This is a genomic window from Bradyrhizobium quebecense, assembly GCF_013373795.3.
Taxonomy (GTDB): Bacteria; Pseudomonadota; Alphaproteobacteria; order Rhizobiales; family Xanthobacteraceae; genus Bradyrhizobium; species Bradyrhizobium quebecense.
Genome location: NZ_CP088022.1, coordinates 487,972 through 511,198 on the forward strand (window position 1 = coordinate 487,972; position 23,227 = coordinate 511,198).

The following is a 23,227-nucleotide window of genomic DNA, read 5'->3' on the forward strand; positions in this document are numbered from 1 at the left end:
GATGAAACAACAACGTTGCGCGTGCGGGACCGTTCGGAATCCGCCTGCAGCCAATGAGCCGGGAGGATGCCATGGCCAATATCCGAGTTCTCGCCACCGATCTCGAGTTTCCCGAAGGTCCCGTCGTCATGCCCGACGGTTCGGTCGTGCTGGTCGAAATCCGCGGCCGGCGGCTGACCCGGGTCTATCCCGACGGGCGCAAGGAGATCGTCGCCAAGGTGCCGGGCGGCCCGAACGGCGCGGCGCTCGGCCCCGACGGCAAGATGTACATCTGCAACAATGGTGGCTTCTCCTGGATCCCGACTCGCAACATGATCATGCCGGGACCGCAGCCGGAGGATTATCTCGGCGGTTCGATCCAGCGCGTCGACCTGCAATCCGGCAAGGTCGAGACCGTCGTGACGAAGTGCGGCGAGCATGAGCTGCGCGGGCCGAACGACCTGGTGTTCGACAGGCACGGTGGCCTGTGGTTCTCCGATCTCGGCAAGCGCCGCGCCCGCGAGATGGATGTCGGCGCGTTCTATTATCTGAAGCCCGGCATGAACGAGATCGTCGAGGCCGTGCACGGCATCCTGCCCGCCAACGGCATCGGCCTGTCGCCGGACGAGAAGACCGTCTACATCGCGGAGACGCCGACGGCGCGGCTGTGGGCCTATGAGGTGTCCGAGCCCGGCACCATCAAGCCGCGCGACGTGATCTATCGCGGCGAGCGCGGCAAGCCGATCGCGGGTCTCGGCGGCTACCAGATGTTCGATTCGCTCGCCGTCGAAGCATCGGGCAATGTCTGCGTCGCGACGCTGATCTCGGGCTGCATCTCGGTGATCGCGCCTGACGGCACCGTGGTCGAACAGGTGTCGACCGGCGACCGTGTCACTACCAACATCGCCTTCGGCGGACCGGACCTGAAGACCGCCTACATCACGCTGTCCGGCAAGGGCGAACTGATCGCGATGGACTGGTCGCGGCCGGGATTGCCGCTGAATTTTCTGAACAAGTGACGTAAGAACGTCATTGCGAGCGAAGCGAAGCAATCCATGCCGCCACGAACACGGAGGGAATGGATTGCTTCCGCCTTCGCCAAGGCTTCGGCGGACAAGTCTTTGCTTCGCTCCTCGCAATGACGGAAAGGAATCAAAATGCCCTGGCTTGAACCGGTCACCCTTCGCGGCGCGCGTGCGCGGCTCGAACCACTTTCGCACGATCATCGCGACGGCCTCGTCGAAGCGGTGAAGGACGGCCACCTCTCTCAACTCTGGTACACCTCGATCCCGCAGCCGGAGAACATGGCCAAGGAGATCGACCGGAGGCTCGGCCTGCAGGCGGCCGGATCGATGCTGCCGTTCACCGTGTTCGATGCCGACGGCCGGATCTCGGGCATGACGACCTACATGAACGTCGACACGCCGAACCGCCGCGTCGAGATCGGCTCGACCTGGTACGCCAAGCGTGTGCAGCGCAGCGCGGTCAATACGCAGTGCAAACTGCTGCTGCTCCAGCACGCCTTCGAGAAGCTCGATTGCATCGCGGTCGAGTTCCGCACGCACTTCTTCAATCACCAGAGCCGGCGCGGCATCGAGCGTTTGGGTGCCAAGCAGGACGGCATCCTGCGCAGCCATCAGATCGCGCCCAACGGCACGTTGCGCGACACCGTGGTTTACAGCATCATCGCCAGCGAATGGCCGACGGTGAAGGCGCATCTCAACTATCAACTCAACGAAAAGCCGCGCTGACACGTTGGTCGGCGCCAGAAACGAGACGATGGAAACGTTCGATTATGTGATCATCGGCGCAGGCTCCGCCGGGAGCGTGCTGACCAACCGGTTGAGTGAAGACGCTGCTGTCAAGGTTTGCGTGCTGGAGGCGGGGCCGAGCGACTGGCATCCCTACATCCATCTGCCGGCCGGCTTCATCAAGACCTTCCACATGAAGAGCGTGAACTGGGCCTACCAGCAGGAGGTGGGCCCTTACACCGGCGGCCGCAGCATCTACGCGCCGCGCGGCAAAACGCTCGGCGGCTCGTCCTCGATCAACGGCCACATCTACAATCGCGGCCAGCGCCAGGATTTCGACACCTGGGCGCAGCTCGGCAATCGCGGCTGGGGATATCCCGACGTGCTGCCCTATTTCCGGCGCATGGAGAGAAGGATCGGCGAGGGCGACGACACCTATCGCGGCCGCGACGGCAACCTCACCGTCACCACGATGGACTGGCAGGACCCGCTCTGCGAGGCCTTCATGGCGGGCGCGGTCAGCCTCGGCATTCCGCGCAATCCTGACTACAACGGCCAGATCCAGGAGGGCGTGTCGTACTGCCAACGCACCATCCTGAACGGCCTTCGGGTCAGCGCCGCGACCGCGTTCCTGCATCCGGCGCGAAAGCGCCCGAATGTCGACGTGCGCACGCACGCCCATGTCACCGGCATCATCTTCGAGGGCAAGCGCGCGGTCGGCGTGCGCTACAACCGCGGCGGCAAGCACGGCGATCCGCTCGAGATCCGCGCCACCAAGGAGGTCATCCTCTCCGGCGGCGCCTACAACTCGCCGCAGCTGTTGCAGCTCTCCGGCGTGGGTTCCCCCGACCTCCTGAAGTCGCACGGCATCGAAGTGCGCCACGCGCTGCCCGGTGTCGGCGAGGGCCTGCAGGATCACTACGCGCCGCGCTCGGTGGCGCGGGTCAAGAACATCCGGACCATCAACGAGCTGCGCCGCGGCCTCAGCCTGTGGGGCGAGGCGATCAAATGGGCGACGACGCGGCGCGGCCTGCTGTCGCTGTCGCCGACCATGGTCTACTGCTTCTGGCATTCCGGCGAGACCACCGAGAGCTCCGATTTGCAGCTCACCTTCACGCCGGCGAGCTACAAGGAGGGCGTGCAGGGCCAGCTCGAGGACGAACCCGGCATGACGGTGGCCTCATGGCAGCAGCGGCCGGAGAGCCGCGGCTATGTCCGGATCCGCTCCGCCGATCCGTTTGCGCCGCCGATCATCCAGACCAATTATCTCGCCGAGGAGATCGACCGCCGCGTCGTCGTCGCCGGCATGAAGCTGGCGCGCCGGCTGCTCGCCTCCGAGCCGCTCAAGCCGTATTTCGCCTATGAGGATTTTCCCGGCCCGAAGGTCACGAGCGACGAGGAGCTGCTCGCGGCCGCGACCCAGCGCGGCACCACCACCTTCCATCCCGGCTGCACCTGCCGGATGGGCCCGGCCGACGCGTCCTGGGCCGTGGTCGACGACCAGCTTCGGGTCCATGGCATGGAGGGCCTGCGCGTGATCGACGCCTCGATCATGCCGCGGATGATCTCAGCCAACCTCAACGCCTCGACCTTGATGATCGCCGACAAGGCCTCCGACATGATCCGCGGCAAGCAGCCCGAGGCGGCTGCGAAGCTGCCGGAGTATGCGTGAGGAGTTGATTCGTACGACGATAACCGTTCAGCGTCGTCCCGGCGAAGGCCGGGACCCAACCACCGATGGTCATTGTTGCGTGCCGGTGGAATGACGAGTCCCGTCGACGGCACCCGCCGCGGAGTATGGGTCCCGGCGTTCGCCGGGACGACAGCAGCGAGTGTGTGGCCGTTAGCAGCTCAGGATGACGGGAAACTTGAAGGAGCTCAGCCGTAGACGAACGCCTTGTCCTCGAGGTCGATCGCCGGGAATTCGTCCTTCTCGGCCCAGTAATCCTGGTTGTGCTGCCATTCCGGCTTGTCGCCGCGTTTCGGCAGCAGGTGCATGCCGCGCATCATGTAGCCGGGGTTGAAGTTCTCCGGATCGATCCACGGCAGCAGCGGCATGTTGTGGTCTTCGGGGCGCAGAGCCGGCGTCACCTTGCTCACGCCGGTCGCCTTCATGTGCTTGAGCATGCGGCAGACGAAGTCGCCGACCAGGTCGACGCGCAAGGTCCAGCTGGCGCGGAAATAGCCGAACACCCAGACGAGGTTCGGCACGCCGGTGAACATCATGCCGCGATAGGTCACGGTGTCCTTGAAGTCGAGCGGCTTGCCGTCGATTGCGAAGTCGATGCCGCCATTGGCGGAGAGGTGGAAGCCGGTCGCGGTGATGATGATGTCGGCCTCGAGCTCCTTGCCGGACTTGAGCAGGATACCCTTCTCGGTGAAGCGCTCGATCTCGTCGGTGACGACCGAAGCCTTGCCGCCCTTGATGGCGTGGAACAGGTCGGCATCCGGAATGAAGGCGATGCGCTGCCGCCACGGCCGGTAGCGCGGCGTGAAGTGGGTGGCGATGTCGTAGTCCTTGCCGAGGACGGCCTCGACCGCCGCCAGCAGGTCCTTCTTGGCGCCCTCGGGCTCGGCGAAGGTCCGCCTGGTGAAGGCGTCCTGCTCGAACAGGATCTTGCGGCGGGTGATCTCGTGGATCCAGGCCTCGTCGACCTGCAGCCTGCGCAGCTCCTCGGCGATCTCGATCGCGTTGCGGCCGGTGCGGAAATAGGTCGGCGAACGCTGCAGCATGGTGACATGGCCGGCGTCCTTGGCCATCGCCGGAATCAGGGTCGCGGCCGTTGCGCCGGAGCCGATCACGACCACGCGCTTGCCCTTGTAGTCGAGATCATCGGGCCAGGTCTGCGGATGCACCACCGTGCCCTTGAACTTCGCCATGTCGGTCCATTCGGGCGTGTAGCCCGCGTCATGGCGGTAGTAGCCCTGGCACATCCAGAAGAAGTTGGTGGTGAAGCGCAGCTGCTCGCCGGTGTCGATGCGGGTGGCATCGATGGTCCAGAGATTGGTCTCGTTCGACCAGTTCGCCGCGGTGATGGTGTGGCGATAGCGGATGTGGCGGGCGAGGTCGTTCTCGTCGATCACCTCGCCCATGTATTTCAGGATCTCGGCGGCGCTGGCGATCGGGGCGCTGGTCCACGGCTTGAAGCGGTAGCCGAACGTGTGCAGGTCGCTGTCGGAACGGATGCCGGGATAGCGGTGGGTGGACCAGGTGCCGCCGAAAGTCTTCTGCGTCTCCAGCACCACGAAGCTGGTGCCCGGGCATTGCGTGGTGAGGTGGTAGGCGGCGCCGACGCCGGAGATGCCGGCGCCTGCGATCAGGACGTCGAAATGCTCTGTCGTGACGGGCTCGGCGGCGCGGATTTGGGTCTGGACGTTCATCTTCCCTGGTCTTCTTGTTGGTTGGAGCGGTTCAGCAAAACGCCGGAGCGAATGCCCCGGCGCTTGCGTGTACTAGACTTCGCGGCGGCTGAGGAACGCCAGCCGCTCGAACAGGTGTACGTCCTGCTCGTTCTTGAGCAGCGCGCCATGCAGCGGCGGGATCAGCTTGCGCGGATCGCGCTCGCGCAGCATTTCCGGCGTGATGTCCTCGTTCAGCAGCAGCTTGAGCCAGTCGAGCAGTTCCGAGGTCGAGGGCTTCTTCTTCAGGCCCGGCACCTCGCGGACCTCGAAGAAGATGCGCAGCGCTTCTTCCACCAGCCGCTTCTTGATGCCGGGGAAGTGCACGTCGACGATCTTGTTCATGGTGTCGGCGTCGGGGAACTTGATGTAGTGGAAGAAGCAGCGGCGCAGGAAGGCGTCCGGCAGTTCCTTTTCGTTGTTCGACGTGATCATCACGATCGGGCGCAGCTTCGCCTTGATGGTCTCGCCGGTCTCGTAGACGTGGAACTCCATGCGGTCGAGCTCGAGCAGGAGGTCGTTGGGGAATTCGATGTCGGCCTTGTCGATCTCGTCGATCAAGAGCACCGGGCGCTTCTCGTGGGTGAAGGCTTCCCACAGCTTGCCGCGCTTGATGTAGTTCTTGATGTCGGACACGCGCGCATCGCCGAGCTGGCTGTCGCGCAGGCGCGACACCGCGTCGTATTCGTAGAGCCCCTGCTGCGCCTTGGTGGTCGATTTGATGTGCCAGGTCAAAAGCGGCGCGTCGATCGCCTTGGCGACTTCCTCGGCCAGCACGGTCTTGCCGGTGCCGGGCTCGCCCTTCACCAGCAGCGGGCGCTCGAGCACGATGGCGGCATTGACGGCGACCTTGAGGTCATCGGTGGCGACGTAGTCCTTGGTACCCGTGAATTTCATCGATCTGTTTGCCTTGCTTCGTTCGTCGGCCGCATGGATCTCACCTTGGGCCTCAACATGAAACGACCGCTCTCGCAGCGGCCGCCGGAAATGCAAATTGTTCGATCAGGCCCGCCTGATCAGCGACAGGATCACCAGCACGATGACCGCGCCGATCGTCGCGTTGATGATGTCGCGGATCGCGCTGCCGCCAAGGCCGACGCCAAGGCGCGGCAACAGCCAGCTTGCCACCAGCGCGCCGATGATGCCGACAACCATGTTGCCGATCAGCCCGAAGCCCGCGCCCCGCACGATCAGCCCAGCGAGCCAGCCGGCAATCGCACCGATCACCAGTGCCGCAATGATGCCCATTCAAACGTCCTGCCCAATGTCTTGTCAGGCGCAGTTGTAATTGAAAACGCGGGGCGGTCTAGGGCGGATTCCGCAGCGCAGCGGTACCCTGAACGGCATCCGGCGCATAGTATGTCAGGCGTACTGTTTCCGTCCTGCGGAATGATTGCCGCCCGCGAGCGACGAGGCCAGCACCGTGCGGTCGCGCCCCGAGCGTTTCGCCTCGTAGAGCGCTAGGTCGGCTTGGCCGAGCAAATCGCTCTCGTCTGCGGTCGCAGCCGACCGGCTGGCGATCCCGAGGCTGATCGAGACCACGCCGCGCCGCGCCGGCGGATTGGCGATCGCCAGCGATCGCACCGTGAGGCGCATCGCTTCGGCGACCTTCAGCGCGTCCTGCTCGCCGATTCCGGGCAGGATGATCGCGAACTCCTCACCGCCATATCGCGCCGCCAGCGCCGTCGTGTTGATGGTGGCGTCCGCGATCACGCGCGCCACGCGCTTCAGGCATTCGTCGCCCGCCTGATGGCCCTGCGCATCGTTGAAACCCTTGAAGTGATCGATATCGAGCATGATGAGCGAGATCTGCTCGCGGTCGCGGAACTCGCGCGGCAGCGCGCTGTCGAAGCTGCGGCGGTTGGCGAGCGCGGTCAGGCCGTCGGTCGTCGCAAGCTCCGACAGGCGGATGTTCAGCGCGTTGAGCTCGTCCTCCATCTTGCGGCGTTCGGTCACGTCGCGCAGCACGCCGACGACCTCGATGGCCTGATGGTCTTCCGCGATCCCGGCAAGCTTGAAGTTGATCTCGACCCAGACCTCGCTCCCGTCGGCGCGGAAGGTCTTGAATTCGACGGTCTTGGTGGTCGTCCAGTTGGTCAATTCCGATGTCGCCCTGGCGACGTCGGCGAGGTGATCGGGATGCACGAACTCAAAGCAGGATTTGCCGATCAGATCGTTCGGCTTGCGGCCGAGGATGGTCTCGACCGACTGCGACACGAACAGGAAGCGGCCGTTGCGGTCCAAGAGGATCACGACGTCGGCGATGTTGTCGGCAAGCAGCCGGTAGCGCGCCTCGCGTTCCCTGAGCATCCGCGCGACCTTGGTCCGCTTGGCGAACTCCCTGCCCAGCAGGATGGCGAACAGGATGACGCTTCCCATCAGGATCACAGCGACAAACAGGTCGTTGCGCAGATCCTCGTGCCACGCAGCGAGCACCTGGGCTTCCGGCAACGCGACCGTGACCACGATCGGATATTGGGATGCGCGCTCGAAGCCGAGATATTTGACGCGTCCATCGAATGGCGATGTGGTTTTGGTATAGCCTGCCCGGTCCTGCTCGATCTGCGCCTTGAAAGCCGCGGACACCTCCTTGTTCCACTTGCCCGCCGGCCAATGCGCCAGAACGATGCCGTCGAGGCGAAGCAGGGTAATTCCTGCATGCGGACCGAATTTGAAGGCCTGGTAGAAGTTGTCGAAGTAGCTGCTTTCGATGGTCGCAAACAGCACGCCGCCGAAGCTGCCATCTTCCCTGGTGACGCGCCGCGACAGCACGATGGTCGGATGCCCGGTCAGCCGCGACTGCAACGGCTCGCTGATATGCAACGTCGCATCCGGCGAGTCGCGATGGCCGATGAAATAGCTGCGGTCGGCATTGTTGTGGGCCGGCAACTCCGCGGCCGACGAGTAGATCCGGTTGCCGTCGGGATCGATCACGCCGATTTCCCGGATCTGCGGCAGCGCGTCCGCGGTCTTGCGCAAGGCCGCGTTGAAGCGGTCGACGCGCGGCTTCTGGTATTTCAGCAGGTCGACCATGGCGTTCATGGCCACATCGATCGCCTGGACCGAATGCGAGGCGTGTTCCGCCAGCGAATGGGTAAGGTTGCGGATGTCGCGCTCGCCCTGGGCGAGCGCCATGGTGCGCGCCTCGACCGCCTTCCAGATCAACAGACCCAGCACGAATATGCTCATCGCCGTCACCACGGCGGCGACGATCGCTGTCGGCGAGAACAGTTTCGGCAGCTTGGCAGGGCTGTTGGGCAAGTCGATCGGGTCCACGGGCAGCGTGCTACCTCCAGTGATCAACGTCCCATCTTAACGTCACGTTTCTCCGCCGGGAGCCGAAGCTGGCCGGGGTGGTTAAGTGAAAGTGAATGGCTGATCCGCAGCCGCAACCGGGGCAGGGGCCCTTGACGGCACCGGCAGGGCGGGCGATTTAAGTAAATATGTTCCTGCAGTTCTTCACATCGCTGCGCGACGCCCAGGTCCCCGTGACGCTACGGGAATATCTGACCTTGATGGAAGCGCTTGACGCCGATCTCGCCGAACAGACCGTCGAGAACTTCTACTATTTGTCGCGCGCCGCCCTGGTGAAGGACGAGCGCAATCTGGACAAGTTCGACCGCGTGTTCGGCACTGTGTTCAAGGGGCTCGAGAGCCTGCTCGACGCCATGGGCAAGGCGGAGATCCCTGAGGAGTGGCTGAAGAAGCTCGCCGAGAAATATCTCACCGAGGAAGAGAAGAAGCAGATCGAGGCCATGGGCTGGGACAAGCTCATGGAGACCTTGAAGAAGCGGCTCGAGGAACAGAAGGGCCGCCACCAGGGCGGCAGCAAATGGATCGGCACCGCCGGCACCTCGCCGTTCGGCGCCCATGGCTACAATCCCGAGGGCGTGCGGATCGGGCAGGAGAAGAACCGCAACAACCGCGCCGTGAAGGTGTGGGACAAGCGCGAGTTCAAGGATCTCGACGGCAATGTCGAGCTCGGCATCCGCAACATCAAGGTCGCGCTGCGGCGGCTGCGCAAGTTCGCGCGCACCGGCGCGCCCGATGAGCTCGACCTCGACACCACGATCAAGGAGACCGCCAACCACGGCTATCTCGACGTGCACATGCGGCCCGAGCGGCGCAACGCGGTCAAGGTGCTGGTGTTCTTCGATATCGGCGGCTCGATGGATTCGCATATCGAGCAGGTCGAGGAACTGTTCTCGGCCGCCAAGAGCGAGTTCAAGCACATGGAATATTTCTACTTTCACAACTGCCTCTATGAGGGCGTCTGGAAGCAGAACAAGCGGCGCTTCACCGATCGCACGCCGACCTGGGACGTGCTGCACAAGTATCCGCACGACTACAAGGTGGTGTTCGTCGGCGACGCCTCGATGTCGCCTTACGAGATCATGGTGCCAGGCGGCTCGGTCGAGCATGTCAACGAAGAGGCCGGCTCGGTCTGGCTCGACCGCATCACCCGCACCTATCCGCACGCGGTGTGGCTCAATCCGGTGGCACAGAAGCACTGGGACTATTCGGAATCGACCACCATCATCCGCCGCCTGTTCTCCGAGCGCATGTATCCGATCACGATTGAAGGTCTGGAGAACGCGATGCGGGAGCTGGTGCGCTAAACGCACAACGCGTCGCGCGCCGGCAGGCGCGCCAACAACATCCAGGGAGAGCTCCATGCCCCAGAACATCCACCGCGGCATCAAGGTGATGATCGACGAGGCCAATGCCGAGATCGAGACCATCAGCGCAGCAGATGCGATTACGCTGATCGGCAAGAACGACGTCGTCATCGTCGACATCCGCGATCCCCGCGAGATCGAGCGCGACGGCAAGATCCCCGGCGCGTTCTCCTGCACCCGCGGCATGCTCGAGTTCTGGATCGATCCGAACAGCCCCTACGCCAAGCCGATCTTCCAGGAAGACAAGAAGTTCATCTTCCACTGCGCCGGCGGCCTGCGCTCGGCGCTCGCCGCCAAGACCGCGAAGGACATGGGCCTGAAGCCGGTCGCCCATATGGGCGGCGGCTTCGCCGCCTGGCGCGAGGCCGGCGGTCCGATCGAGGCGTGGGAGCCGAAGAAGAAGGGCTAAGCCAAGATGTCACACGCGGGCTTGGCCCGCGTGTCCATCGTTTCGAAGCAAGACGGATTGCCGGATCAAGTCCGGCAATGACGATGGAGAGACAGGTAAGATGACGACCACCGACGATCCGCTCGTTTCGACCGAATGGCTGGCTGCGCATCTCGGCGATGCCAACGTCAAAGTGCTCGACGCGACCTTCAAGCTGCCCGGCGTGCTGCCGCTGCCGAAGGACGACTATCTCGCCGCGCATCTGCCCGGCGCCGTGTTCTTCGACGTCGACGCGGTATCCGATCATTCCAATCCGCTGCCGCACATGTTTCCGAGCGCCGAGCAGTTCGGCCGCGACGTCGGCGGGCTCGGCGTCAGCAATACCGACACAGTCGTGATCTATGACGCCGGCGGCTGGGTCGCCGCGCCGCGCGCCTGGTGGATGTTCCTGTCCTATGGCCATCGCAATGTGCGCATTCTCAACGGCGGCCTGAAGAAGTGGCGCGCCGAGGGCAGGGCGGTCGAGAGCGGCGAGGTGAAGCCGAAGCCTGCGACCTTCAAGGCGAGCTACGATCCGAAGCGCGTGCGCAGCATCGAGCAGATGATCGCCAATGTCGAAAGCCGCGCCGAGCAGGTGATCGATGCGCGCGCCGCCGAACGCTTCGAGGGCCGTGCGCCGGAGCCGCGGCCGGGCATCCGCGCGGGCCACATCCCGGGCGCCCGCAACGTGCCCTACAACCAATTGTTCGATGCCGCGACCGGCGAGATGAAGCCGCTCGACGATCTGCGCAAATCGTTCAGCGGTGCCGGCGTGAAGCTCGACGCGCCTGTTGTCACGAGCTGCGGCTCCGGTGTCTCGGCCGGTGTGCTGACGCTTGCGCTGTACCGGCTCGGCGTCACGGACACCGCGCTCTATGACGGCTCGTGGTCGGAATGGGGACAGGCGAGCGGCCCGCCGATCGCGACGGGGCCGGTCTGATAAATACCTTCTAACGCCGGGTGAGCGGCACCAGGGTCGGGTTGCCAAACGGGTCGAGCTGCTGCCGAACGGCCTGCCGCACCGGCGGCGCGCGGACGACCCGCCGGCGCTCCTTGCGATGCGCCGGCTTGCCGGTCGCGTTGCGCTCCGGCTTCTTCGCCTCGGTGGCCTTCGGCGCTTCGACAACAACTTCGGGTCCCCCCAGCGTTGCGATCCTGCTCGCGGCTGCGATGGCCTCGGGTGACGACGGCGGTGCCGGCTCCGGTGCTGCCATCGCGGGCGCCGCTGCGGCGGGCGCGGGTTCGCTGGGTGCGGCAGGCGGATCGGCCACCGCGGCGACCTTGGCCTCGGCTGGCGCCGGTGCAGCTTCAGTGGAAACCGGTGCGGGCTGCGATGCGGGCGAGGGATCCGCGGCCGGAGGCTGTGGAGCGACCTCAGCGGACTGCGCTGGTGCAGGAGTTTCGACCGTCTGGGCTTCCAGCTTCGGCGGTGCCGGCGGTGCGTCATCCGCCTTCACGGAGGCGAGCTTCGCCGGCTCGGTAGGAGGCGAGGCTTCGGCAGGAGCAGCCGGCTCGGATTCGACTGGCTCTGAGGGTGTCGCGGGCGCCGGGCTGTCGGCCGTCGCTTTGTCGGCCGCGGGCGGGTCGACCCGCACCATGGCGAGCACTGGCGGGGCCTCGGACTGCTGCGCGAATTGCGGCTCGGGCGGGGCCCGGCGGGCCGGAATGCTGGCGAATTCCTCATGCGCCGCGCGAAACAGCGCGGCTGCCCCTAACCCGAACACCAGAAGCGACGTGGCCAGCACGATCGCGGCGAACAAGAAACGAAGGCCGGGGAGCATGGGCGCGGGTTCCCCCTTCTGCGGGAGGGTCTTTGATGTCGAGGGAACGCGGTGACCACACAAGAAAGCCAGCGTCGCGAGCGCGAATCAGGCCGATTCGAAGATATCGCAACCCTCGGAGACTGTTTGTTACAAAATGCGGGTGATTGATGACTTTGGGCAGGTGGACAAACATTCCCGACCCATGAGACATCTTTGCCGCAGCGCTGACGGCACATCACAAAAGCCCGAAATGGCCCGGATTTCGCGGATTTGTCTTGAATGCGCCGCTATCTTCCTGCATTGGGCCGTTAACAGTCCGGTGTGGCTTGGGGACTATAACAGAGCAATGATGATCAACCGCATTCTGACGATTTGCGCTGCCGCGGCTCTCGGCGTGGCGGGAACCTCACTTGCGCGTGCGCAGCAGAGCTATCCGGCTCCCCAGGGCCCGGTCTATTCGGCCGCGCCGCAGCCCTACTCGCAGGGCAGCATGCCGGATTTCGACTCGCTCGACGATGAAGACTCGCCGCGCAATTCGGCCGGACTGCCGCCGCCCGGCCCAGTGATGTCGCCGGATGACCCGCGCTATGGCCGCCCGATGAATGCGCCGGTCTATTCCGATCGTGGTGCGCCGTCCGGTCCCGTGATGTCGCCGGACGATCCGCGCTACGGCCGCCCGATGAATTCCCAGCCGGTCTACTCCGACCGTGGTGCGCCGACCGGTCCAGTGATGTCGCCCGACGATCCGCGCTATGGCCGGCCGATGGGACCGCCGCCGGTGATCTATGGCGATCGTCCGGGCGCGCAGCAGGCCAATCGCGACAACGGCGTTCCGGCCGCCGGCGTGTCCTACGGCGACGACCGCGGCGGCATGCGCCCGCCCGAGGGCGTTACCGGAGCGGTGCCGCAGCAGCAGGCTCCGGTCGATGCCAATGGCAAGCCGGTGCAGATCGCGGCGCTACCGCCGGACGAGCAGCCGGAAGACGGTCCGGCGCAACTGTCCCCGAATCTGCGCCGCCAGGAAGTGGCGTTCGCGACCAAGGAGCCGGCAGGCACCATCGTCGTCGATACGGCGAACACCTACCTCTATTACATTCTCGGCAATGGCCGGGCGATCCGTTACGGCGTCCGCGTTGGTCGCGACGGCTTCACCTGGACCGGCGTGCAGAAGATCACCCGCAAGGCCGAGTGGCCGGATTGGCATCCGCCGACCGAGATGATCGAGCGTCAGCCCTATCTGCCGCGCTTCATGGCAGGCGGCCCCGGCAACCCGCTCGGCGCCCGCGCGATGTATCTCGGCTCGACTGTGTACCGCATTCACGGCACCAACCAGCCATCGACCATCGGCAAGTTCGTCTCGTCGGGCTGCATCGGCATGCTGAACGAGGACGTCTCGGACCTGTTCGAACGCGCCAAGGTCGGCACCCGCGTGGTCGTGCTGCCAGGTGGCCCGCCGCCGGGAACGACGACGGCTTCCGCCGCGCCGCCGCCCAACCCGATGGCTCCCGCGCCGACGCAGGCCCAGGCCGCGCCGCTGCCCGGCACGCAGCCGACCTCGGTCCAGCCGCTGCCCGCGCCGGTCACGGTGCGCTAGGCCAACCGGCAATTCTTCAAGAAAAAGGCGCGCGAACAGCGCGCCTTTTTTATTTGCCGATCGATGTCCGATCTCAGGCCAGCCGCCGCGGCGGCTCGCTGCCTTTGGTGAAAGCGTCGATGCACGCGACCATCTGCTGATAGTGCGTCTGCAAGCTCTCGCGGGTCGCATAGCCGAGGTGCGGCGTGATCACGACATTGTCGAGCTTGCGGAGCGGGTGATCTGACGGCAGCGGCTCGACCGAGAACACGTCGATGCCGGCGCCGGCGATCTTCCTCTCGCGCAGTGCCGCAAGGAGCGCGTCTTCGTCAACGATCGGCCCGCGTGCGGTGTTGACGAGATAGGCTGATGGTTTCATGCGGGCGAGATCGGCGGCGCCGACCAGCCCGCGTGAGCGCGGGCTCAGCACGACATGGATGGTAATGATGTCTGATGTCGCGAACAGCTCGTCCTTGCTGGCGTAGCCGACGCCGGTCTCCTTGCATTTCTCCGGCGTCAGGTTGGGGCTCCAGGCGATCACGTCCATGCCGAACGCCTTGGCCATGCCGGCGACCTTGCTGCCGAGCTTGCCGAGGCCGATGACACCGAGCGTCTTGCCCTCGATCTCGGTGCCGGCAAAGCTCTGCCACGCCTCGCCGGCGTGCATCCGCGCATTCTCGCGGCCGATGCCGCGGGTCAATTCCAGGATCAGGCCCATGGTCAGGGCCGCGGTGGGATCGCGGCTATATTGGGTGCCGCACAGCACCACGTTGCGCTCCTTGGCGGCCTCCATGTCGATCGCGGCGTTGCGCATGCCCGACGTGATCAGCAGCTTCAGCCTGGGCAACGCGTCGAGCAGGCTGCGCGGGAACGCCGTGCGCTCGCGCATCGCGCAGATGATCTCGAAATCCTTCAGCTTGGCCGCTGCTTCCGCCTCGCTCGCGAACGGCTTGTCGAACACGGTGACCTCGACGCGGTCCTTGATCGACGGCCAGTCGGCCAGCGAAAGCGCGATGTCGAAATAGTCGTCGAGGATTGCACAGCGGAGCCGCGTCATCGGAAAGGTCCATTCAGGGTGAGGGGCGACGGCGGCCAGTCAACCGTCGGGGAGCCCTGGATGGTCGCGCGCAATCGGCAGGCGCGCAAGCGGCCGCGGTCTCAAAAAGAGGCGATTGCCAGATGGCTCAGGATGGCTTGCGCGTCTTCGCGGTGCGGATATCGGCGAGCATCGAGCGGACCGCCGGCGACAGCGCCATCTGCTTGGCGCGGCAGGCCGGACCCGGGCCACGCATATAGTGCAGTTCCGGCCGGTAGGGATTGAAAGCCTTGGCAACGAAAGCCCGCCAGAAGGCGCTAAATTCGGCGAACAGCATCGCCTCGCGTTTGGTCGTCGGGCGCGAAAGAGGGGCTGAAATGATGGTAGCCATGACGTGGCCTCAACTGTTTGGTCGCGGTTCTGCCGCGAAAATCGCCGTTTTCGGCGTTGAGAACGAGTTTTGGCCTGATTTATTAAAAGATAGTTTCAATTGTCGTGATTCGGCGCGCACACGGCGTCGAACCCGTAATCACCCGTGGCGAATGGACGGAACGTGGTGAACGGATGGAAAACGACCGCCCCGCGGTTGCGCTTTCGGGGGCCGGCCGTTACATCGGCGGCAGCAAAATTTCCACAAATCGGATCAATTCCAGGGACAGCGGATGGCTCGCCAGTTCATCTATTTCATGCAGGGTCTGACCAAGGCGTATCCGACCCGGAAGGTGCTCGATAACATCCATTTGAGCTTCTATCCGGACGCCAAGATCGGCGTGCTCGGCGTCAACGGCTCGGGCAAGTCGACGCTGCTCAAGATCATGGCCGGCCTCGACAAGGAGTATAACGGCGAGGCTTGGGTCGCCGAGGGCGCCCGCGTCGGCTATCTCGAGCAGGAGCCGCACCTCGATTCCGCACTCAACGTCCGTGAGAACGTCATGCTCGGCGTCGCCAAGCAGAAGGCGATCCTCGACCGCTACAACGAGCTGGCCGTCAACTACTCGGACGAGACGGCTGACGAGATGACCAAGCTGCAGGACGAGATCGAGGCGCAGGGCCTGTGGGATCTCGACAGCAAGGTCGACCAGGCGATGGACGCGCTGCGCTGCCCGCCCGACGATGCCGATGTCACCAAGCTCTCGGGCGGTGAACGCCGCCGCGTCGCGCTGTGCCGCTTGCTGCTCGACCAGCCGGAATTGCTGCTGCTGGACGAACCGACCAACCATCTCGACGCCGAGTCGGTGTCGTGGCTGGAAGGCCATCTGCGCAACTATCCCGGCGCGATCCTGATCGTGACCCACGACCGCTACTTCCTCGACAACGTCACGGGCTGGATCCTCGAGCTCGACCGCGGCAAGGGCATCCCCTACGAGGGCAACTATTCGTCCTGGCTGCAGCAGAAGCAGAAGCGGCTCGAGCAGGAAGGTCGCGAGGACGCCGCGCATCAGAAGACGCTGGCCCGCGAGCAGGAGTGGATCGCATCCTCGCCAAAGGCGCGTCAGGCCAAGTCCAAGGCACGTTACCAGCGCTATGAGGAGCTGCTGAAACAGGCCAGTGAAAAGCAGACCCAGACCGCGCAGATCACGATTCCGGTTGCCGAGCGCCTCGGTCAGAACGTTGTCGACTTCGAAGGCCTCAGCAAGGGTTTTGGCGACCGCATGCTGATCGACGATCTCACCTTCAAGCTGCCGCCGGGCGGCATCGTCGGCGTGATCGGTGCCAACGGCGCCGGCAAGACCACGCTGTTCAGGATGATCACCAAGCAGGAGACGCCGGACAAGGGCTCCATCACCGTCGGCGAGAGCGTACATCTCGGCTATGTCGACCAGTCGCGCGACGCGCTCGACGGCAAGAAGACGGTGTGGGAGGAGATCTCAGGCAACAACGAGCTGATCCTGCTCGGCAAGAAGGAAGTCAACTCGCGCGGCTATTGCTCGTCGTTCAACTTCAAGGGCGCCGATCAGCAGAAGAAGGTCGGCGCGCTGTCGGGCGGTGAACGCAACCGCGTGCATCTCGCCAAGATGCTGAAGTCGGGCGCCAACGTGCTGCTGCTCGACGAACCGACCAACGACCTCGACGTCGACACGTTGCGTGCGCTGGAAGAGGCGCTGGAGGATTTTGCCGGTTGCGCCGTCATCATCAGCCACGATCGCTGGTTCCTCGACCGCATCGCGACCCACATCCTGGCCTTCGAGGGCGACAGCCATGTCGAATGGTTCGAAGGCAACTTCCAGGATTACGAAAAGGACAAGATGCGCCGGCTCGGCCAGGACAGCATCATTCCGCACCGCGTGAAGTACAAGAAGCTGACGCGTTGAATCGGTTCAAGCGGTCGACGCGGCCATCTTGCCGCGTTCGACTGTTCCCCGTTTGCAGGATCGTGACGGCATCGCGGCGCAATCTGCGGCCAGTTGTCGCTTTTCAAGTGCGCGGGATTGCGTAGATAGAGCGCTCCGCAATTCTCAATTCCGCGAGCCCCCCAACATGTCCGCACTATCAGACGCGCCCGCCCGCTCGAAGGGCCGGCCGCTGCGTCCCGTTCCCATGCTGATCTTCGGATCGCGCTGGCTGCAATTGCCGCTCTATGTCGGCCTGATCATCGCCCAGGGCGTCTATGTCGTGCTGTTCCTGAAAGAGCTGTGGCACCTGTTCGCCCATGCCTTCGATTTCAGCGAGCAGCAGATCATGCTGGCCGTCCTCGGCCTGATCGACGTCGTCATGATCTCGAACCTCCTGGTGATGGTGATCGTCGGCGGCTACGAGACCTTCGTGTCGCGCCTCAATCTGCAGGGACATCCGGACGAGCCGGAATGGCTCAGCCACGTCAATGCCAGCGTGCTGAAGATCAAGCTGGCGATGGCGATCATCGGCATCTCCTCGATCCACTTGCTGCGCACCTTCATCGAGGCCGGTGCGCTGTCGTCCGGCAAGGGCACCTACACCGAGACCGGCGTGATGTGGCAGACCATCATCCACTGCGTCTTCATCCTGTCGGCGATCGGCATCGCCATCGTCGACAGGCTGTCGAACGACTCGATCGAGGGTGCCAAGCAGCAGGTTGGGCATTAGCCGGGACAACTAATAATGGCTGGCGCGGCGTCATCGCGCCGCGCGCTGGCCGAACAATGCCGGTGTGGTGATCCTGCCCAGCCATTCCGGGATTTCCTCGGCCCCGCGCGGGAATCCGCGCGCCATTGCGAGGATGAATGTGGTCTGCCAGACGCCGAATAGCACCAGCCAGGCCAGCCAGTCCGGGAATTTGACGATCGCGCCGTAAACGGCTCCGGCAGCTATGGCAGCGATCCAGTTCACGACAACGCTGTCGAGCCGCCTGAAGCCGGGATTGGTCAGCAGGACGCCAAGAATTGTGATCGCGCCGCCAACGGCTCCTCCGACGCTGCCGATGACGTAGCCCATGAACGGATTATTGCCGAGCGTGTCCCTGACCTCGGCGGGGGTGGCGGTTGTGTCGGCGGTACCGGCGTCAGCGGTGGCGACAGCTTTCGAATACTGGCCGAGTGACTGAAGCGTGACGCTGCTGGCATCGTAGGCCGCGATCCAGGCCGCTGCCGTCACCGCAACCACCAGTGCCAGCTGGAACCGGTCCTTGACGCCAAAGATGAAGTTGCAGGTCGCGATCACCAATCCAAATATCACACCGGGCAGGATCGTTATTCCACCGGTCGGCGTGGAATCCACGAACGAATATTGCAGAACGCCGGTGGCATACCTCACGGTAATGAAGCTGCCGACAACCGAGAAAAGCGCCAGCACGACGAAGGGCCAACTGGATCGGCCGCGCGACTGCGCGCGCTCGGCCGCCAGCATGCGGTCCACCGCGGCGCGCGTCTCGGCCGCGGCACTGCCCTGCGGCTCCAGGATCGTGACCGCCTTGAGATAGGCCGGGACCTGGTCGAGCGGGGTCGGCGCCATCATCACCGGCAGCACGCGATTGCTCGGGTTCGGCCATTTGGCTCGGGCAAAGGCGAGTTCGCTCAAGGTGTAGCGTCCCTTGGTCACCGATGCCGGGCTGATCAGGAACACCATAAAATCGCTGCTTTCGATGGCTTTTTCGACGCGCGCATCGAAGCTGTCGCCCGGCGGGAGATCGTCGTGCGAAAAGAAGACGTCATGGTCACAATTACGCAGGGACTGAGCAATGTTGTCAGCCTGCGATTCCAATTCGGAGGGAAATGACAAAAATATGCGCATGGCAAAACTTACCACCCAGAATTGAATTCTGACATTGCCGAATCCACGTTGCAATGCCTGTTTCCGCTAGTGTGCTGAATGCGAAGTTCGTGCGATTTCGCGGCAGCCGCTTTCACGACCTTCGCATTCATAAAGCACACTAGAATCATAAGTTTGCTAGTGTCCTTGTCGAAGCCGAAGTTCGCTCCGAAGGTGCGGCGAATGATACGAACTTCGGATTCGAGACACCAGGTGAGATCGATCATGAAATGGCCAGCCACCATCGTCGCATGCGCGGTGCTGCTGTGTGTGCCGCTGCAGCGGCCCGCATCCGCCGCCGACGCCGCGTTCACCCAGTTCATCGCCTCGCTATGGCCGGAGGCCGAGGCGGCCGGCGTGTCGCGCGAAACCTTCGATCGCGAGACGCGCTCCCTCGAGCCCGACTACAAGCTGCCCGACCTGATCCTGCCGGGACGGCCGAAGACGGGCGCGCCGGCGCAGGCCGAGTTCGTGCAGGTGCCGGCCGACTACATCAAGGAGGCCTCGATCGCGCGGCTCGCCGCGGAGGGGCAGCGGCTGCTGCAGAAGTATCGTCCGTCGCTCGACGCGATCGAGAAGCGGTTCGGCGTGCCGGCCACCATCGTGCTGGCGATCTGGGGCCGCGAGACCGACTATGGCCGCTATTCACTGCCCTACGACACGTTGCGCGTGGTGGCGACGCAGGCCTATGTCGGCCGCCGCAAGGATCAGTACCGCACCGAGTTCATCCTCGCGCTGAAGATCCTCAGTGAGGGCGCCGTGACGCGCAAGGAGCTGCGCTCATCCTGGGCGGGGGCGACCGGCTACACCCAGTTCCTGCCGTCGGAGTACTACAAGCACGGCGTCGACCTCGACGGCGACGGCCGGGTCGACATCTGGCACTCGGTGCCGGACGCGCTCGCTTCTGCCGCGCAGCAGCTTGTCAACAAGGGCTGGCAGCCCGGCGTGCGCTGGGCCTATGAGGTGCAGGCGCCGGGCAATGCCGATTGCACGATGGGCGTGCCTGAAGTGACCAAGCCGATCAGCCAGTGGCTGCGGGCAGGCTTCGTGCCGGTGCGCGGGCAGAAGCTCAGCGCCACCGAGCAGGCGCAATCGGCCTCGCTGCTGCAGCCTGAAGGCATCTACGGTCCGGCCTTCCTGACCACGCCGAACTACTTCGTGATCAAGGAGTACAATTTCTCCGATCTCTACGTGCTGTTCGTCGGCCATCTCGCCGACCGCATGACGAGCCCGCAGCCATTCGCGACGCCATGGTCGGCATCGAAGCAGCTGCGCTCGGCCGACGTCGAGGCGATGCAGCAGCAGCTGACGAAGATCGGGCTCTACAAGGACAAGCTCGACGGCAAGGCCGGGATGCAGACCCGCGCCGCGCTCGGCGCCTATCAGAAGCAGGCCGGGCTGAAGGTCGATTGCTGGCCGAGCGAGGCGGTGCTGCGCGCGATGAACGGGCAGCGCTGACCTCCACAAGCCTGCCTGGTGGCGAAAAACAAAAACCCGGCCGCGAGGCCGGGTTTTCGAGGGTGATGCTGAAAGCGTGTCGGTCGATCAGTCACAAACCTGGATGCGACGGAAGCGCCAGCCGTAGCCGTCCCAGAAGCGCTCACGAACCCAGCGGCACGGAGCTTCTTCGACGTAAACCGGTGCCGGCGCAACATAGACCGGGGCGGGACGGGCGCCTGCGATCGCGCCGCCGAGCAGGGCGCCGCCGATCAGGCCGCCGGCAACGCCGGCCGCGACGGCGCCGCCGTCACCAGCCTTGGCAGCCGGAGCAACCGCCAGCGAGCCGGCAATCGTGGTAACGGCGACAAGGGCAGCTAAAGTCTTCTTCATGTCTTTGGCTCTCCTGGAAGATGGTGGCGACGTGGTTCGGCGCCGGGTTTAGGTGACTCACACGCTGATCTCGAACTGCTGTCTTGCTAAACAGCGCAGAACAGTCAACCGAAAGTAAACGTCCGCAGGCTCATCGCGCAGAAAAGCGGTTTTTTCTGGCCTTCTACAGTAGATGTCCCGGAGAAACAGTCGGTTTTCCGGGACATCTGGTTCGAATTAATCGAGATGAACGGCGATCAATCGCAAACGCGCACGCGGCGAACGCGCCAGGTGTAGCCGTCCCAAAACCGCTGGCGCTGCCAGAAGCAATCGGGACCGTAACCGGGCTCGGCGACATAGGCCGGACCGGGCGCGTAGTAGCCATAGCCGGGACCGTAGTAGCCGTTCTGCGAAGCGATCGCGCCACCGACGATGGCGCCACCGATCAATCCCGCAGCGACGCCGGCGGCGACACCGCGTTGTGCCTGGGCGGGGGCGGGCACCGCCACAGCCGAAACCGCCAGAGTGGCGGCGGCGCAAAGCGCCAGCAATGTCTTCTTCATGACCTCACCTTTCTCACGGGAGCAGGGACAGCGTACGTGGGCGATCTGTCTCGCCTTAAGGGTTCCATATTCCGCTTGAATGATCAATGAACGACGCTGCCGTATTCGGGTCCAAATGCTTGCAGCTTTTGGCTTATCTTGCAACGCACAAGCTTGTAGCCGCAGTGAACTGGTGCTTGCGGTGGAAGCCGGGATTGGCTCGGGAGACCGGCCTGATGGATCTCTTATTCCCGAAAGGCGGGACCGGACGATTTAGATTCATTCCAATATGAATCCCGCATCAGTTTGGAATTGCTACAAGAACGGCTTTTTCCTTTTGCATCCGGGCGGGGCCGACAATATCCATATTGGCGAGCATCACCCGTTGGACCCGCCTCCTCTGATGATTGTCTGTTCCTGTAACGTCCTCAGCGACCACGATGTCCGCAATGCCGTCAATGGCGGCGGGTCTGTGACACGAAATGCAAAGCAGGTGTATGGCTGCCTCGGCTGTAGCGCCGAATGCGGCCGCTGCGCGCGCACCATCAAGGCGATCATCGACGAGGCGCTTGGCCCCTGCGCCAAGGCCTGTTGCTCCGGCTGCCCCCACAGCGGCCATCCGCATGCCGCCAACGAAGACGCCGAGCCGGCCGAATTCGCGCTCGCGGCCTGCTAGGGCCATTTTCGGTTCTGATCGACGCAGAGCCGAAGCTTTCTCGTTTCGATGCGTTTTCTTCATGCAATCCGGCTGCCGCGTCGGCGGAAGCTCTCTGCCTCCGCAAATCGCCCGAAACCGGTTATCCACGCGCTGCTTCCGCGACGGGTTGCTCTCTCCGGTAATCTGATTTAGAAGCATTCTAAATTCAGTGCGGGCCTATCTTGGCCGCGACAGGTGGAGTGGATCATGCAAGGCGACCCGAAGGTCATCGATTATCTGAACAAGGGGCTGCGCAGCGAACTGACTGCCATCAATCAATACTGGCTGCACTACCGGATGCTCAACAATTGGGGCCTGCTGGAGATGGCCAAGGTCTGGCGCAAGGAGTCCATCGAGGAGATGGAGCACGCCGACAAATTCGTCGATCGCATCCTGTTCCTCGACGGCTTCCCGAACCTGCAGGTGCTCGATCCCCTGAAGATCGGCCAGGACGTCAAGGAGATCATCGAGTGTGACCTGGCCGCCGAGATCGGCGCCCGCACGCTCTATCAGGAGGCGGCGACCTACTGCCACGGCGTCAAGGACTATGTCAGCCGCGACCTGTTCGAGCAGCTGATGAAGGACGAGGAAGATCACATCGACTTTCTCGAGACCCAGCTCGACCTGATCAAGCGCATCGGTCTTGAACTCTACACCCAGAAGCACGTCGGTCATCTGAAGGGCGAGGAGTCCTGATCGGCCTCGTCGCGCTCGGAGAGCGGCTTTCAAAAATGCGAGAGGCCGTCCTTGCGAGCGGCCTCTTTCGTTTTCGCGATCCGGATGAAGCGATCGGTCAGTAGCAGCGGATGATGTTGATGGTGCGATCGCCGCCGCGGCCAGGCACCGTCACGCTCTCGGTGGGGCAGCTCGATACATAAGGCCGATCCGACGGCACGACGGCCGGCGGATATCGATGCGCCCAATCCCAGGGCACGTCCTGGGTGTAGGTGTAGCGAACGTCGTTCGACGCCGGCGCCGGGACCTCTGCGGCGAAGGGAACGCCGGCGACGGCGTCCTCGTAATATCCGCTTGTCCCCGGCAACACGATGCCGGGCACGCGCACATGATGACGGAAAGCCGGATGGTGCGCGGAAAACGTGCCGCGCGGCGCCGTCCCGGATCTCGCATGGGTCGCGGTCGAGGAAGCAAGCAGCAGCGCTGCAACGCCGAGGGACGCCATCAGCGCCCCATATGTTCGATACGCCATTGTTCGACAAGCCATGGCCGGCACCACTCGCGGTTACGGAGCATCTGTGCAGACGCTAGGCCGCACCTGAGGGCGCCCGCAAACTCATCCTTAATTATTGGTTAAAAAGTAAGGTTAACAGGAGGTATATGTTTCAAATTG

Annotated in this window: 23 protein-coding genes; 12 read left to right on the top strand and 11 right to left on the bottom strand. The window is 64.0% G+C overall.

Features of this window, described 5'->3' with window-relative positions; translation table 11 throughout:
- Positions 1-71 precede the first annotated feature (71 nt).
- The 3 genes from HU230_RS02465 to HU230_RS02475 all read left to right on the top strand — a co-directional run bounded on the left by HU230_RS02465 (position 72) and on the right by HU230_RS02475 (position 3,402).
- A complete protein-coding gene (locus HU230_RS02465) occupies positions 72-998 on the top strand; it encodes an SMP-30/gluconolactonase/LRE family protein (protein ID WP_176533126.1) in 927 nt (308 codons plus the stop codon).
- A gap of 138 nt (positions 999-1,136) precedes the next feature.
- Entirely contained in the window at positions 1,137-1,730 is a 594-nt protein-coding gene (locus HU230_RS02470; RefSeq protein ID WP_176533125.1) for a GNAT family N-acetyltransferase, read from the top strand.
- 28 nt (positions 1,731-1,758) lie between these two features.
- Complete coding sequence (locus tag HU230_RS02475; protein ID WP_176533124.1) at positions 1,759-3,402, top strand: GMC family oxidoreductase; 1,644 nt, start codon at positions 1,759-1,761, stop codon at positions 3,400-3,402.
- A gap of 206 nt (positions 3,403-3,608) precedes the next feature.
- Here the strand turns inward: HU230_RS02475 and HU230_RS02480 are convergent, their stop codons facing one another.
- The 4 genes from HU230_RS02480 to HU230_RS02495 form a co-directional block, all read right to left on the bottom strand.
- Positions 3,609-5,111, bottom strand: a complete 1,503-nt coding sequence (locus HU230_RS02480) for a flavin-containing monooxygenase (protein WP_176533123.1) — start codon at positions 5,109-5,111, stop codon at positions 3,609-3,611.
- A gap of 72 nt (positions 5,112-5,183) precedes the next feature.
- Positions 5,184-6,026, bottom strand: coding sequence for an AAA family ATPase (locus tag HU230_RS02485; RefSeq protein WP_092124583.1), 843 nt, complete (start codon positions 6,024-6,026; stop codon positions 5,184-5,186).
- Positions 6,027-6,131: 105 nt separating this feature from the next.
- On the bottom strand, positions 6,132-6,377 hold the full coding sequence (locus HU230_RS02490; protein WP_176533122.1) for a GlsB/YeaQ/YmgE family stress response membrane protein: 246 nt from the start codon (positions 6,375-6,377) through the stop codon (positions 6,132-6,134).
- Between the two features lie 114 nt (positions 6,378-6,491).
- The gene (locus HU230_RS02495) at positions 6,492-8,405 is read right to left on the bottom strand and encodes a diguanylate cyclase (protein ID WP_176533121.1); all 1,914 of its coding nucleotides are present in this window, start codon (positions 8,403-8,405) and stop codon (positions 6,492-6,494) included.
- A gap of 167 nt (positions 8,406-8,572) precedes the next feature.
- On the opposite strand from HU230_RS02495, the gene HU230_RS02500 reads away from it, so the two are divergent.
- From HU230_RS02500 to sseA, 3 genes are all read left to right on the top strand, one after another.
- Positions 8,573-9,748, top strand: a complete 1,176-nt coding sequence (locus tag HU230_RS02500; protein WP_050632069.1) for a vWA domain-containing protein — start codon at positions 8,573-8,575, stop codon at positions 9,746-9,748.
- Between the two features lie 55 nt (positions 9,749-9,803).
- Positions 9,804-10,217: a rhodanese-like domain-containing protein gene (locus tag HU230_RS02505; protein ID WP_016847778.1), complete on the top strand. Its 414-nt coding sequence runs from the start codon at positions 9,804-9,806 to the stop codon at positions 10,215-10,217.
- Between the two features lie 100 nt (positions 10,218-10,317).
- A complete protein-coding gene (gene sseA / locus HU230_RS02510) occupies positions 10,318-11,175 on the top strand; it encodes a 3-mercaptopyruvate sulfurtransferase (protein ID WP_176533120.1) in 858 nt (285 codons plus the stop codon).
- Positions 11,176-11,185: 10 nt separating this feature from the next.
- Here the strand turns inward: sseA and HU230_RS02515 are convergent, their stop codons facing one another.
- Entirely contained in the window at positions 11,186-12,016 is an 831-nt protein-coding gene (locus HU230_RS02515) for a hypothetical protein (protein ID WP_176533119.1), read from the bottom strand.
- 328 nt (positions 12,017-12,344) lie between these two features.
- Between HU230_RS02515 and HU230_RS02520 the strand changes: the two genes are divergently transcribed.
- Positions 12,345-13,592, top strand: a complete 1,248-nt coding sequence (locus HU230_RS02520) for a L,D-transpeptidase (protein WP_176533118.1) — start codon at positions 12,345-12,347, stop codon at positions 13,590-13,592.
- Between the two features lie 73 nt (positions 13,593-13,665).
- Here the strand turns inward: HU230_RS02520 and HU230_RS02525 are convergent, their stop codons facing one another.
- Positions 13,666-14,628, bottom strand: coding sequence for a D-2-hydroxyacid dehydrogenase family protein (locus HU230_RS02525; protein WP_176533117.1), 963 nt, complete (start codon positions 14,626-14,628; stop codon positions 13,666-13,668).
- Positions 14,629-14,755: 127 nt separating this feature from the next.
- A complete protein-coding gene (locus HU230_RS02530) occupies positions 14,756-14,998 on the bottom strand; it encodes a hypothetical protein (RefSeq protein WP_176533116.1) in 243 nt (80 codons plus the stop codon).
- A 271-nt stretch (positions 14,999-15,269) separates the two neighbouring features.
- Here HU230_RS02530 and ettA point away from each other — a divergent pair, with 271 nt between their 5' ends.
- Positions 15,270-16,919, top strand: coding sequence for an energy-dependent translational throttle protein EttA (ettA, locus tag HU230_RS02535; RefSeq protein ID WP_092124590.1), 1,650 nt, complete (start codon positions 15,270-15,272; stop codon positions 16,917-16,919).
- 166 nt (positions 16,920-17,085) lie between these two features.
- Complete coding sequence (locus HU230_RS02540) at positions 17,086-17,670, top strand: TIGR00645 family protein (RefSeq protein WP_176533115.1); 585 nt, start codon at positions 17,086-17,088, stop codon at positions 17,668-17,670.
- Positions 17,671-17,700: 30 nt separating this feature from the next.
- Here HU230_RS02540 and HU230_RS02545 read toward each other — a convergent pair whose 3' ends face one another.
- Entirely contained in the window at positions 17,701-18,813 is a 1,113-nt protein-coding gene (locus HU230_RS02545) for a toll/interleukin-1 receptor domain-containing protein (protein ID WP_176533114.1), read from the bottom strand.
- Positions 18,814-19,056: 243 nt separating this feature from the next.
- On the opposite strand from HU230_RS02545, the gene HU230_RS02550 reads away from it, so the two are divergent.
- On the top strand, positions 19,057-20,289 hold the full coding sequence (locus tag HU230_RS02550; protein ID WP_176533113.1) for a lytic murein transglycosylase: 1,233 nt from the start codon (positions 19,057-19,059) through the stop codon (positions 20,287-20,289).
- An 87-nt stretch (positions 20,290-20,376) separates the two neighbouring features.
- Here the strand turns inward: HU230_RS02550 and HU230_RS02555 are convergent, their stop codons facing one another.
- Together HU230_RS02555 and HU230_RS02560 are read right to left on the bottom strand one after the other, a co-directional pair.
- Positions 20,377-20,661, bottom strand: coding sequence for a hypothetical protein (locus HU230_RS02555; protein WP_176533112.1), 285 nt, complete (start codon positions 20,659-20,661; stop codon positions 20,377-20,379).
- A gap of 236 nt (positions 20,662-20,897) precedes the next feature.
- Positions 20,898-21,203 carry a hypothetical protein gene (locus HU230_RS02560; protein WP_050422015.1) on the bottom strand — a complete coding sequence of 102 codons (306 nt, stop codon included), beginning with the start codon at positions 21,201-21,203 and terminating at the stop codon, positions 20,898-20,900.
- Positions 21,204-21,585: 382 nt separating this feature from the next.
- Here HU230_RS02560 and HU230_RS02565 point away from each other — a divergent pair, with 382 nt between their 5' ends.
- On the top strand, positions 21,586-21,858 hold the full coding sequence (locus HU230_RS02565) for a (2Fe-2S)-binding protein (RefSeq protein ID WP_016843730.1): 273 nt from the start codon (positions 21,586-21,588) through the stop codon (positions 21,856-21,858).
- 228 nt (positions 21,859-22,086) lie between these two features.
- Positions 22,087-22,575: a bacterioferritin gene (bfr, locus tag HU230_RS02570; protein ID WP_050406821.1), complete on the top strand. Its 489-nt coding sequence runs from the start codon at positions 22,087-22,089 to the stop codon at positions 22,573-22,575.
- A gap of 97 nt (positions 22,576-22,672) precedes the next feature.
- Here the strand turns inward: bfr and HU230_RS02575 are convergent, their stop codons facing one another.
- Entirely contained in the window at positions 22,673-23,086 is a 414-nt protein-coding gene (locus HU230_RS02575; RefSeq protein WP_176533111.1) for a hypothetical protein, read from the bottom strand.
- Positions 23,087-23,227: the final 141 nt, after the last annotated feature.